The sequence below is a fragment of the Cytophaga sp. FL35 genome (assembly GCF_014349235.1).
Taxonomy (GTDB): Bacteria; Bacteroidota; Bacteroidia; order Flavobacteriales; family Flavobacteriaceae; genus Euzebyella.
Map to the genome: position 1 here is coordinate 1 of NZ_JACSOH010000019.1, position 13199 is coordinate 13199.

8 protein-coding genes are annotated in these 13199 nt (G+C 41.4%); all 8 read left to right on the top strand.

What is annotated here, in order from left to right; genetic code table 11:
* Positions 1-527: 527 nt before the first annotated feature.
* The 8 genes from BIZ36_RS14760 to BIZ36_RS14795 all read left to right on the top strand — a co-directional run bounded on the left by BIZ36_RS14760 (position 528) and on the right by BIZ36_RS14795 (position 13183).
* On the top strand, positions 528-3635 hold the full coding sequence (locus BIZ36_RS14760; RefSeq protein ID WP_187458662.1) for a SusC/RagA family TonB-linked outer membrane protein: 3108 nt from the start codon (positions 528-530) through the stop codon (positions 3633-3635).
* 51 nt (positions 3636-3686) lie between these two features.
* Complete coding sequence (locus BIZ36_RS14765; RefSeq protein WP_187458663.1) at positions 3687-5180, top strand: RagB/SusD family nutrient uptake outer membrane protein; 1494 nt, start codon at positions 3687-3689, stop codon at positions 5178-5180.
* A 53-nt stretch (positions 5181-5233) separates the two neighbouring features.
* Positions 5234-7921 carry a c-type cytochrome gene (locus tag BIZ36_RS14770; RefSeq protein ID WP_187458664.1) on the top strand — a complete coding sequence of 896 codons (2688 nt, stop codon included), beginning with the start codon at positions 5234-5236 and terminating at the stop codon, positions 7919-7921.
* A 210-nt stretch (positions 7922-8131) separates the two neighbouring features.
* Entirely contained in the window at positions 8132-8938 is an 807-nt protein-coding gene (locus BIZ36_RS14775; protein WP_187458665.1) for a 3-keto-disaccharide hydrolase, read from the top strand.
* A 33-nt stretch (positions 8939-8971) separates the two neighbouring features.
* Positions 8972-10039 (top strand): aldose 1-epimerase family protein, encoded by a 1068-nt coding sequence (locus BIZ36_RS14780; RefSeq protein WP_187458666.1) that lies wholly within the window; start codon positions 8972-8974, stop codon positions 10037-10039.
* 25 nt (positions 10040-10064) lie between these two features.
* Positions 10065-11279 (top strand): class I mannose-6-phosphate isomerase, encoded by a 1215-nt coding sequence (locus BIZ36_RS14785; protein ID WP_187458667.1) that lies wholly within the window; start codon positions 10065-10067, stop codon positions 11277-11279.
* 31 nt (positions 11280-11310) lie between these two features.
* Complete coding sequence (locus BIZ36_RS14790; RefSeq protein ID WP_187458668.1) at positions 11311-12339, top strand: sugar phosphate isomerase/epimerase family protein; 1029 nt, start codon at positions 11311-11313, stop codon at positions 12337-12339.
* Between the two features lie 37 nt (positions 12340-12376).
* Positions 12377-13183 (top strand): alpha/beta fold hydrolase, encoded by an 807-nt coding sequence (locus tag BIZ36_RS14795; protein ID WP_187458669.1) that lies wholly within the window; start codon positions 12377-12379, stop codon positions 13181-13183.
* Positions 13184-13199 lie beyond the last annotated feature (16 nt).

Sequence of the window (13199 nt, forward strand, 5' to 3'; positions counted from 1 at the left end):
ATTTTATTGATTCCTGCAGTACAAATTGAGTGGGCTTTCTAGAAATGGACTAGGAGAATAAGTTCAGATCAATAGCTATAATTACATAAAGTACTTTTTAATTCTTATAATTTTTTAAAATCTAATAGGCGTCATAGGTAGGTTTATGTAGTTAATTAAAAGTAATTCTTCATCCAATAAAAATTCAACAATTATCGCATAAACTAATGGAATATTGACTTTGCTAATCTAGCTGTTTAAAAGGATGTTTTTTACAAAATACTTGTGAGCCTGCAAAATAAGGGATTTGTCATTGTTCTTTTAACTTCTTTTGATTGATTTACATTTTTTGTGTCATTTTGGTGTGTTTTCAATAATTAAATTATATAAAAACCGGGTTGTTATGAAAATTACATAAGCTAAATTATGATTTTAGCAGGATAGTACAGGATAGCGAAAACGTTTGATAAAGATAAATTTGGTCATAATCATTTACAAGCTGAACGTATTTGATTACTCAACTTTTCACTAACTAACTATTTATTATTATGAAACACAATCGATTTGGGTTAAAAACCTTGTATTTGGTTTTAGCCTTGTTTCTATCTGTTAACTCCTATTCCCAAAGTTCTTCCGTTTCGGGAAATGTAACTTCTGCTGATGATGGCTACGGTCTTCCAGGAGTCAACGTAATTGAAAAAGGTACAACCAACGGTACCGTAACGGATTTTGACGGTAACTACAGTCTTAATGTAGAGGACAGTAATGCAATCCTGGTCTTTTCCTATATAGGCTTCACCACGCAAGAAATACCTATTAATGGGGCTTCCTTAATCAATGCTACCATGACTGAAGACGCTACAGCTTTGGAAGAAGTAGTCTTGGTAGGATATGGTACACAAATTAAAAGAGAGGTTACAGGGTCTGTACAAACGGTAAAAGTCGCAGAATTGGCCGATATACCAGTTACCCAAGTAACCCAGAAACTCCAGGGTCAATTGGCCGGGGTTCAAATCAACCAAACTACGGGTAAGCCAGGCGAAGGTATTAATGTTCGTATTAGGGGACAATTGTCTATTTCAGGGGGAAGTGACCCTCTTTATGTGGTGGATGGTTTCCCTATAGCAGGGAATATCAATACCCTCAATCCGGCAGAAATTGAAAGTATTTCAGTTTTAAAAGATGCTGCATCTACTTCCCTGTATGGTTCAAGGGCGGCAAATGGAGTTGTATTGGTGACCACAAAGCAAGGTGTTCCTGGGCAGACCAATGTGAGTTTTAATGTTTCTACGGGTATTCAAAACGTACCTGAAAGAGGTAGAATAGATATGATGGATGCAGTGGAGTTCGCTCAATTTAAAAAGGAGTACTATGAAGACCAAGGGGATCCTGTTCCCGAAATCTTTCAAAACCCATCACAATATGAGGGCCAAACCAACGATTGGTACGATGCCATGCTTCGTACGGCACCTCAATCCATTTATAGCCTTGCAGTTTCCTCTAGCAATGAAAAATTTCGCAGTTCCATGATAGCCGGATTTACAGATCGTACCGGAGTTGTTTTGGGCAGTGATTGGAGGCAATACACTTTGCGGGCGAATTTAAATTATAATCTATCGGATAAGGTTGAGATAGGTTTGAACGTTGCCCCTAGTTGGGTCATAGATAGAACACCCCGTACCGATGGTACCAGGGGTACAGGTATTTTATTCAATGCCTTACATACTTGGCCCATCATGCCTATTTATAATGAAGATGGTACCAGAACAGAATTCAATAGGTTTCCAGCGGAAACCGGAAATATCTTTGCGTACGCAAACTGGTTAAATTCAGCCGAGCGTATTAAGGATGAGACAAGAAATTTGAATTTGTTGTCCAATGCCTATATGGAATGGCGACCAATTGAGGGTTTAAGTATTAGATCAAGCTTAAATGCGGAGTTCTATCGGGAGCGCTACGAGTATTTTAGCCCTACCAATGCAACTTCTGCTATCAACCGTCCAGTTCCTACCAATAATCAAGGGGTCTGGGACAATAGGGATACCTTCTCTTGGTTGAACGAAAATATTGCCACCTATAACAAATCTTATGGTGACCATAACTTCTCCTTGCTGGGCGGTTTTGCTTATCAAAAGTTCCGTTTGGATAGAAACAGGCTTGAAGCATCCAATTTTGCCGATGATAGGCTTCCTGTTGTTCAAGGTGCAGCAGATATCAATAGAAATGGCACTTTTGACCAAATTGAGGAAAATACGTTAGTTTCTGCCTTTTCAAGGTTGACTTATAACTATATGGGTAAATATTTATTTACCGCATCCATACGTAGCGATGGTTCTTCTAGATTTGGGTCGGAGAATCGTTGGGGAACCTTTCCATCGGTTTCTGCCGGATGGGTAGTATCCGATGAGTCATTCCTGGAAAATTCCGAGACCATATCATTAATGAAAATCCGAGGGAGCTATGGTGTCACCGGTAACAATAATATTGGTAATTATACTCAATATGCCTTGGTAGGTAACGAGCAATTTGGTAGAACGGTAAATGGCGTCTTTGGGGATACTTTTGCCCAAGGTGCCGCGGTAAACTCTTTGTCCAATCCTAATTTGGGATGGGAGACCACCAAACAATTTGATATTGGACTCGATTTAAGTCTTTTTAATGACCGGGTTTCTTTCATCTATGATTATTATACTAAGAATACCACCAATTTATTGTTTAACATTCAGGTGCCTAGAGAATCTGGCTTTTCAAACTTTAGTGACAACATTGGGGAAATTAAGTTTTGGGGACATGAATTTTCTCTAAATACTGTTAATACGACTGGAAAGTTCAGGTGGACAACGAGTGCGAACATATCGTTTAACAGAAATGAGGTGGTAGCCTTGGCCGATGGTATCGATCAGGTATTTGGTCCCAGTGGTTGGCATATTACCCAAGTGGGGCAACCCTTTGCCCAATTTTACGGACACCTATCTGATGGGGTTTACTTGAACCAACAAGATTTGGATAGTTCGCCCCAAGTACCTGGTAGATCTACGGTAGGTAGTATTAAACTTATAGATGTGAATGGTGATGGTGTCATAACTAGGGGAGGTATAGATGACGATCGTGCTATTACCGGTAATCCGTTCCCGGACTTTACTTACGGCATCACGAATAGGGTTACTTATGGTAATTGGGATTTTTCCGTAGTTGGTACAGGTTCACAAGGTAACGAGTTATTGGTGAGGCATTTGTACAGTACAACGAATCTAGATGGTGTGTTCAACCTTTTGGATGATGTGAAATACCGCTTTAGGTCAGAAGAAAATCCTGGAAGAGGATTTTACGGTACCACAGTAGGAGGGGGTAATGTAACCGGAATTGAGCGAGATTGGATCAATGACCGTTTTGTTGCAGATGCATCTTATTTCAACATCAGAAATATCACCTTAGGTTATACCATACCAAGTTTAGATAAATATTTTAAATCGGCCCGGATTTATGGATCGATTCAAAATGTGCACATATTCACCAAATATTGGGGTGGACCCAATCCTGAGATTAGCGTTCAGAACAATGGGCAGGGAGATGGTGGAAACCTAGAACCAGGTGTTGATATCTCAGGATATCCCGTACCTCGCATCTTTAACATAGGTCTCAACCTAAATTTTTGATAGATGCTTCAGAAAATTCATTCAATCCCAGGAAATATAAAAATTGATAAAATGAAAAATATACTTATAATTTTCGGTTTTCTTGGCATCCTTTTGATGGGGTGTGAAGATGAGCTTACGGTCTTTCCGGAAGATTCGTTAAGTGTACCAACCTTTTTTCAAACGGAGGAAGATTTTACGCAGGCGATCAACGCCACTTATGAGCCATTACGAAATATGTATAATCTGTCTAAGAACTACCTAACAGAAATGAGTTCCGATAATACATATTATGCGCGAAACACCGCTTTTGGTGCTACAGAACAGCAGGAAGATATTGCGGATCACGCTATTCCTAGTGACAATGGTATTACTGCCAATGTTCATGTACAAAACGTGTATAGAGACCTTTATTCGATTATTGCCCGCGCCAACCAAATTTTGGTAACTATTGATGAAGCCGATTTTGATGCTGGGGTGAAAGCAAACATTAAAGGGCAAGCACTCTTCTTAAGAGCATTTTCTTACTTTGACTTGGTACAATTATTTGGTTCGGTTCCTATGCACCTTGAGCCAGTGGTAGACCGTGAAGGCGCAGCATTGCCTTTATCTACTTCTGATGCCATTTATGCGCAGATCATAGAGGATGCCCAAGTGTCCATTCCGTTATTGCCCCCAAAATCAACTCAGCAGCCCGGTCGTGTCACCTCAGGGGCCGCACGGACTTTATTGGCGAATATTCATATTGTTCGCCAAGAATGGGCCCAAGCAGAAACGCTATTAAAAGAAGTTGTAAGCAGTAATGAATACATGCTAATGCCCAATTACGAAGACGCTTTTTCCGGCAATAGCGATAATAAGAACAATTCGGAATCAGTTTTTGAAGTTCAGTACAGAGAAGGGTCTGATGGACTACAAAGTTCTTTTATGTATCAATTTCTTCCACGTCCTATTGAGGCGGACGAAGTGGGTGCTTTATTCGGTACCTCAGATGCACAACCTATTAACGGGGAAGGAAACAACATTCCAACACCGGATATCATTGCTGCGTACGAAGATGGTGATTTAAGGGAAGATGCATCTATTATGTACATAGAACTTAGGGAAAGTTTTTGGAATGATGGCGTTTATCCCATTATCAAAAAATATGTAGAACAGCATGCCCTACATTTTAATCACGGTGTAAACTTTCCTGTTTATAGATATGCAGAGGTCTTATTGTTTTTGGCCGAAGCCCTTCATGAGCAAGGTAAGGATGGTGAAGCTATTACGTATCTTAACCAGGTTCGTACACGTGCCGGTTTAGGAGCCCATACAGGTGATTTGGGAGAAGCCATTTTTAACGAAAGAAGAGTGGAGCTTGCTTTTGAGAACAAGCGTTGGTTTGATTTGGTAAGAACTGGAAGAGCTGTAGATGTCATAACGGCCTTTGGCAATCGTGTATTTGCAACCCCAAACGATTATTATTATCCGGTTGGGGCAGAACCTAGGGGCAATGCATTTTCAAATATTAAGGAGCTTTATGCCCTTCCTGCTTCTGAATCTGAACTGAATCCTAATTTTTAGTAACTTCAGAGGCGTAAAAATCCAAACTGGAAATAAATTTTAAAAATTACCAAATGATCAAGAATTCTTTTCTGCTCTTAGCTATGCTGCTACTGGTTGTTTCCTGTGGTACGGAAACTTCAAAAGAGGCAGATTCTACCGAAAATCAGGACCCAAAAATTGCCAAACTAAAACTGCAACCTGGTTTTAAGGCAGAGCTTTTATACAGTCCTGGGGAAGCCGGAACGGGTTCATGGGTTTCCATGGCCTTTGACGATAAGGGAAGGTTAATTACATCTGACCAATACGGCTTTTTGTATCGGATGGAAGTACCTGAAATTGGTTCGGAAAATCTGACTCCAAAGATTGAAAAACTTAAGATTCAGACAGGGGAACAAGTGGCAGATTCCGTGGTGCAAATGGGTTACGCCCAAGGTCTTCTGTATGCTTTTAATAGTTTGTACGTGATGATCAATCACTGGGGCAATGAAGATTTTGAGAAGAGTAGTGGTCTCTATAGGCTTCAGGATACGGATAATGACGATCAATACGATAAAGTGACTCTTCTTCAAAAATTAGAAGGGGCCGGGGAGCATGGGCCACACAGTATTGTGCCCTCTCCGGATGGTAAATCACTGTATGTTATTGCCGGTAACCATACAGACCTGCCGGAGGAAATTGATACCTACAGGTTACCAAAAAACTGGGCAGATGACAACCTTTTTCCTCAAATTAAGGATCCACGTGGTCACGCAAACGATAGAGGTGCACCAGGTGGTTGGGTAGCGAAAATCGATCCTGACGGTAAAAATTGGGAATTGGTCGCTGCCGGTTTTAGAAATCCTTATGACTTGGCGTTTAATGAGCTAGGTGATATGTTTGTGTACGATTCTGATATGGAGTGGGATTTGGGCATGCCGTGGTACCGACCCACGCGTATTTGTCATGTAACCAGTGGAGCGGAATTTGGTTGGAGAACAGGTAATGGGAAATGGGCACCTGCCTATCCTGATAACCTGCCACCATTAATGAACATAGGACAAGGCTCACCTACCAATGTGATGTACGGTAGCAATGCCAAGTTTCCAAGCAAGTACAAGCGTAGCGTTTTTGCATTTGATTGGAGTTTTGGAATCATTTACGGTATTGAATTACAGACCCAAGGTTCTTCTTATAAAGGCGTTCGGGAAGAATTTTTGAGCGGATTGCCTTTGCCTCTTACAGATGGTGTCATTGGTCCTGATGGTGCTATGTACTTTATGACCGGGGGCAGAAGATTGGATTCAGACCTTTACAGAGTGTATTATGATGGAGATACAGATACGGAAAGTGCCGTAGCATTGGAGCAAACGGAGGAAAATAAGATCAGGAAAGAATTGGAAACCTATCATCTAGGTCCCAAAGAAGGTGCGGTAGAGGCCGCTTGGCCACATTTGGACAGCGACGACCGCTTTTTACAATATGCGGCAAGGGTTGCCTTGGAACATCAGCCTGTAAATACTTGGCAGCAAAAGGTATATGATGAAAAAGGTGCCGTTAAAAAGACTCAAGGTGCCATTGCTTTGGCAAGACAAGGTGATGCTACACAACAACGTAAGTTACTCGAATCGTTAACGGGAATAGACTATGTAAATCTTAGTACATCGGAACAGGTAGATTTGGTTCGTGCCATTGAATTGACCCTATCCAGAATGGGCAAACCAAATGCCAGTTCGCAAAAGTTGGTGCGTGATTATTTGGCTTCACATTACCCAACGGAAACAGATGTTCTTAACCAGTTATTAAGTAAGACCTTAGTGTATGTGGGGGAACCAACCGTGGTTTCAAAAACATTGGCGCTTTTGGAAAATCCCCAAGGTGAAAATGCGGATGTGATGGCCAATTCGGCCACGGACGCAGCAGATTTGATTTTGCGTAATCCACAATATGGGATGGATATAGCCGAAACCCTTAAGAATATGCCTCCGGCACAAAACACCTATTATGGTACAGTGTTGAGTGGGGCTACCAATGGGTGGACACCCGAATTAAGGGAGAAATACTTTAAGTGGTTCTATAAGGCATTTTCTTTCAAAGCGGGAAGAAGCTACATTGGATTCATAGATAAAGCAAGGCAAGGGGCCTTGGCCAATGTTTCCAAAAGTCAGTTTGAACTTTACAATGAAATGAGCGGCGATTCTCTTTTGAGTAGTTCTGGTAATGATTTGGTTTCCAATGCCGTACAGCCAAAGGGTCCGAGAAAAAACTGGTCAGAGGAGGATATAGAGCCTCTTTTGGCGGGCGGACTTGAAAATCGGGATTTTGAACAAGGAAGAAATATGTTTTTGGCAACCAATTGCATCACCTGTCATAGTATGAAGGGAGAAGGACAGAGTATTGGTCCGGATTTGACCAATTTAGGTACCCGTTTCTCTCCTGCAGATATGATGAAGGCGATAATTGATCCCAATGACGTAATTTCAGACCAGTACAATTCCACGGTATTTACCCTTAAGGATGGAAATTCTGTTGTGGGTAGGTTGATTAGCGAGAACGGTTCCGAATATAAAATCAGTCAGAATCCTTACGCTCCTGATGTTATTAGAAGCATACCTAAGGGAGATGTAGTGAATACTAAGATGTCAACCATTTCATTGATGCCTCCAGGAACAATTAATAGATTGGGGCCGGATGAGGTGAAGGACCTTTTGGCCTATTTAGTGGCCGGTGGAGATAAGGATAATCCAATTTTTGCCGGTGCAGATGAGGCCGTTGCGGAATAAGTGATGCAGATGGCTCAGAAATGTCAGATTTAATGAGGAACGTATCTAAATTTTCATTGTGCATTAAAGAATTGATAGTAAGGTGTTTAAAGTCTAAAAACCTGTGCGGTTAGCGTACAGGTTTTATGACATTTAAAGGTCAAGAAATAGCTTTTGAGCTTATTAATTGAAAATTAACCTGAACCGAATTATAACTAGTAAATAACCAAAATGAAAGCATACAATATTAAAAAAGTAGTTGGGCTTCTCTTTTTGTCCTTAGTGGTATTGCAGTCCTGTAAGGAGTCCAAAAAAGAGGAAAAAGTAACCGAGGAGACAAAGAGTTCATCCACTGATCAAGAGGGGTTTGTTTCCATTTTTGACGGAAAAACATTGGATGGTTGGGAAGGGGATTCCAATTATTGGAGTGTTAAGAACGGAAACCTGGTTGGTGAAGTTACCCCGGAAACGTTATTGGACAACAACACCTTTATCGTATGGCAAGGTGGCCAACCCAGTGATTTTGAATTGAAGTTGGAATTTAAAATTGCGGAAGCGGGCAACAGCGGAATCAACTATAGAAGTGATAAAATTGATACCATCCCACATGCACTTAGGGGATATCAGGCAGATATTGATGGTAAAATAAGATATACAGGTCAAAATTACGAGGAGAAAAAGCGAGCCACCTTGGCTTATAGAGGGGAGAAAGTTATCATTAATACCCAAGACAATCCGGATGAGGAAGGCTCTCTAAGGGCCAATGTACAAAGAAACTGTTGGCAGAGTAGGGAAGTGGTAGATTCTTTAGGTGAATCTGATTCCCTAAAGACCAAAATAAAATTTGAGGACTGGAACGAAGTACATTTGGTCATAAAGGGAAATCGCTTACAGCATTATGTAAATGGCGTATTGATGAGTGACGTAACCGATGAAGATGAGGTAAACAGAAAAAGCTCGGGGCACTTGGGAGTACAAGTACATGTTGGGCCGCCAATGAAAGTGGAGTATAGGAATATTCGCCTTAAGGAGCTTTAATTTTTTTTAAAATACGGTTACTACAACGTTTTCATGATAGAAAAAAATTCCCTCTTACAAGTTAAAAATAAGGTCGGTAATACGGCTCAAATTGGAGGTATTGAGACTTCCGTTTTAGACAATGGCCTTGGCAGAGGTTCCCGCATTGCCTGGATCAATACCGGTACAGGGTTGCGTTACAAGGTTCTTTTGGACAGGGCTATGGATATTGCAGATGCATTTTTTAACCAGTACAGCCTTTCATGGTTAAGCCATTCCGGTGTCATGCCTGCAGACCGATTTTCTGATCAAGGTATTGGCTGGTTGCGAAATTTTGGTGGCGGATTAGTAACCACTTGTGGACTATCGCATGTAGGTGGCCCAGAAGATGATGAAAATGGACACCGGGGTGTTCATGGTCGCATCAGCAATACACCTGCAGAAATTATTGCTATTGACCAACCCGATTTAAGTGCCGGAAAACTAGAAATGAGCATTACTGGTATAATTAGGGAAACCCAAGTTTTTGGTCCGTCTTTGGAATTAAGGCGAACTATTTCGGGTAAACTCGGTGAAGCTAAAATTAAGGTGTCCGACGAGGTAATCAACAAAGGAAATACCATAGTCCCACACATGGTTTTATACCACATTAATTTTGGTTGGCCCATAGTGGATGAAGGAACCCAAATTATTTGGGAAGGTACGTGGGAATCCCCAACACCGGATACGGATAAAAAAGTTTTTAAAGCGGGGAACAATTTCAAGGTTTGCCCGCCTCCCATGAAATCACACTCGGGAACAGGGGAAGATGTTGCATTTATTGATGTTACATCGGATAAGGATGGCAATTGCAAATGTGCTCTTTACAATGAAAAATTAAATCTGGCCGTAGGAGTAAGCTTCAAAAAGGAACAATTGCCATGGTTGGTCAATTGGCAACATTGGGGTGAGGGAGAATATGTTACGGCCTTGGAGCCTGCCACACATCCGCCTATTGGTCAAAAAAAAGCAAAACAAGATGGGAGTATAATTTATTTAGCTCCAGGAGCATCTAAAGAATATGATTTGCAAATCGAGATTTTGAAGAACAAAGAAATACAAGATTTTATTAATTCAATTTAACTAAACCATTTAAACAAAAAATAATATGGCAACATTGGCTGAAAAAGCATTGGAACAAGGCAAGGGAATTTTGCGCTTGACGCCAACTTGGGTACCTCGATCATTTTGTGTGCCGGGAAGAAGAATAAAACTGCATCCAGACGATTATTATGTGTTGGGAGGCGAAAGAGGAGGTATAGATGAGCGCTGGTTTTCTTCCACCACTCCGGCCGAAAATGGACCTCTAACGGGAAAAAACGAAGGATTGAGCCATGTGGTCCTTGAAGATGACGGTAAGGAAGTTCAGATTTTACTAAAGGATGTTATAGATGAGCTTAAAGGAGAAATTATAGGTGATAGATTATGGGACGAATTTAAAAGTTGGCCCATGTACTCCAAATTTTTTGATAATATGGGACCCTTACCACATCATATTCACCACAATGATGAGCATGCCGCCAAAGTAGGGCAGAAAGGCAAACCTGAAGCTTATTATTTTCCACCTCAAGTGAACAATCATGGAGGAGATTTTCCCTATACCTTTTTTGGTATAACGCCCGGTACCACTAAGGAACAGATCAAAGAATGTTTAATGAACTTTGCCAAAGGGGATAATAAGATTACCAATTATTCTTCGGCATTTAAATTGGAGCCGGGGACCGGATGGGACGTACCGCCGGGAATGTTGCACGCACCAGGAAGTATGTGTACGTACGAGCCGCAAAAGGCATCAGACGTATTTGCCATGTACCAATCATTGGTTAATGAAGCTATAATTCCTGAGGAACTGCTTTGGAAAGGCACTCCTGAAGATAGAAAAGGAGATTACGATCAGTTAATGGAAGTAATAGACTGGGAATTGAATACAGACCCGAATATGCTAGAAACCCGTTTTATGGCTCCAATACCTGTGGAACCACTTGAAGAAATGGAAGCAAAAGGGTATATTGACAAATGGATCTGTTATCGTTCCGATGCCTTTAGTGCCAAGGAACTCACAGTACTTCCGGGGCAAACGGTTACCATTAAGGATAGCGCCTGTTACGGTATGATCATGATGCAAGGTCATGGTAAAATGGGAGAGTGGGATATAGAAACTCCTTCTTTGATCCGGTACGGCCAACTGACCCACGATGAATATTTTGTTACGGAAAAGGCTGCTAAGGAAGGTGTTACCATCACCAACCTTAGTTCAACCGATCCCATCGTAATGTTGAAACATTTTGGACCGGAAAATCCGGATTTACAACTCAACCTATAGAAAATGAATGTTGAATTCTAAAAAAGAGAATATGAATACTAATTTTCCAAAACTACATAACGCCACTTGGCCTGGAATCGTGGGGAAGGGACCCGATTCCCAGCCTGTGATTCCATTCGACAAAATGCTTGAAATGACCGCTGCTGCGGAAGTTAATGGTAATAAGTTTGATGGGGTGGATTTAGGCCTTTTAGACCCACATATTAATATTGATATGTCTGATGATGATATCAAAAGGCTTGCGGACAAAATAGCGGGTTACAACTTAAATGTGGGGAGTTTGGTTGCCCCAATTTGGGGCGGACCAACATTAGGTACAGATGATGACAGAAAAACATTTGTAGAACTGGTCCGTAAAGCTTGCCACTTTGGAAAGGTTTTAAAGGACCATGGGGTTCGGCAATATGGTGTTATACGAATTGATTCTGCTTCCGGACCGGAGGACTGGTCCAAAGACCCTAAAAAAAATACCCAATTAATAGCCGAAACATTTAGGGCGGCCTGTGATGTAGCAGCCGATTATGACGAGAAGTTAGCCGCCGAAGGAGAAATCTGCTGGGGCGGTATGCACAGTTGGAAATATATGGTAGAAACGTTGGAAGCTGTAGATAGACCAAATATTGGTTTCCAGGCAGATATGTCACATACATTATTATACTTGTTGGGGTATAATGCACCGGAACACAGAATACTACCTGAAAATTACGATTGGTCTGATAGGGCTACCTTAAAAAAAGGACTCAAAACAGTTACAGATGCTTTAAGGCCTTGGACCATAGATTTTCATGTAGCCCAAAATGACGGAACAGTTCACGGCACTGGCTCCCATGATAAAACCGGTAGACATTGTTTGGCAACTGATCCTAACGGAAAATTGGATGTGGCCAAAGATGCCGGTTTTTGGTTAAGGGACGGTAATGGAAACCTAACCAAGAAGTTTAAACATATTTGTTGGGATGGCTGTATGTTTGATAATGAGGTAATGTATGAACAACAAACGTGGAACGATATTTTGGCCAAGTTGGTGGAAGTTCGTGATATGCACGGCTGGAGCGAATAACCTATGACCACCATTTTAAACTCATACAACTCAACAAATGCCTATCACAACAGTTAACGGAATTAAATTAAACTATCAAGAAAGAGGAAAAGGTAAGCCGTTATTGCTCATCATGGGCATAACGGCAGACCATTCCGTTTGGGAAAAACATGTTTCTTTCTGGGAGCAAAACTATCGATGTATTCTATTTGACAATAGGGGGGTAGGGCTTTCGGATAAGCCCGAGGGGCCGTACACCACAGCTCAAATGGCAGATGACGGTGCTGCGCTTCTCAAATCCTTGGAAATTGAGAATGCCGCCATCGTAGGTGTATCTATGGGGGGAGCCATTGCACTGCAATTGGCTATCCGCCATCAAGATATGGTGAATGCCTTGGTACTTATGTGCCCTTGGGCAAGTTGCGATCGCAAGGCCGAAGCCATTTTTACCCACATGATGCATGCAAAGGCCCATTTACGTCCGGAACATTTTTCAAATTTTGTACAGACCCTCATATTTCACAAATCTACTTGGGATGATGATCAGGAATATGACGGACTCATACAAGGTCAAAAAGAAGCTGCCTTAGCAGAAATTCAGCAACCCTTACATGGTTTGGAAGGTCAGGCACATGCCTGTATCTCCCATAATGTGGTCGCGCAATTGCCAAGCATAAAAGTACCGGCTTTAGTTATTGGAGGTAAGGAGGATCAATTCATTCCGGAGTGGATGGCCAAGGAGGTGGCCCATGGTATTTCAAAAAGTGAATTACATCTATATGAGGATGCGGGTCATGCCTTTCATTGGGAGAAGTTGGACGACTTTAACACGCGGGTGTTGAATTGGTTAAACATGAATTATTAATTGAAAGAATGCATTA

Excerpts from the sequence above, each read along its gene's own strand:
- BIZ36_RS14795 (WP_187458669.1), top strand. The coding sequence starts at position 12,377 with ATGCCTATCACAACAGTTAACGGAATTAAATTAAACTATCAAGAAAGA.
- BIZ36_RS14790 (WP_187458668.1), top strand. The coding sequence starts at position 11,311 with ATGAATACTAATTTTCCAAAACTACATAACGCCACTTGGCCTGGAATC.
- BIZ36_RS14765 (WP_187458663.1), top strand. The coding sequence starts at position 3,687 with ATGAAAAATATACTTATAATTTTCGGTTTTCTTGGCATCCTTTTGATG.
- BIZ36_RS14785 (WP_187458667.1), top strand. The coding sequence starts at position 10,065 with ATGGCAACATTGGCTGAAAAAGCATTGGAACAAGGCAAGGGAATTTTG.
- BIZ36_RS14760 (WP_187458662.1), top strand. The coding sequence starts at position 528 with ATGAAACACAATCGATTTGGGTTAAAAACCTTGTATTTGGTTTTAGCC.
- BIZ36_RS14775 (WP_187458665.1), top strand. The coding sequence starts at position 8,132 with ATGAAAGCATACAATATTAAAAAAGTAGTTGGGCTTCTCTTTTTGTCC.
- BIZ36_RS14770 (WP_187458664.1), top strand. The coding sequence starts at position 5,234 with ATGATCAAGAATTCTTTTCTGCTCTTAGCTATGCTGCTACTGGTTGTT.
- BIZ36_RS14780 (WP_187458666.1), top strand. The coding sequence starts at position 8,972 with ATGATAGAAAAAAATTCCCTCTTACAAGTTAAAAATAAGGTCGGTAAT.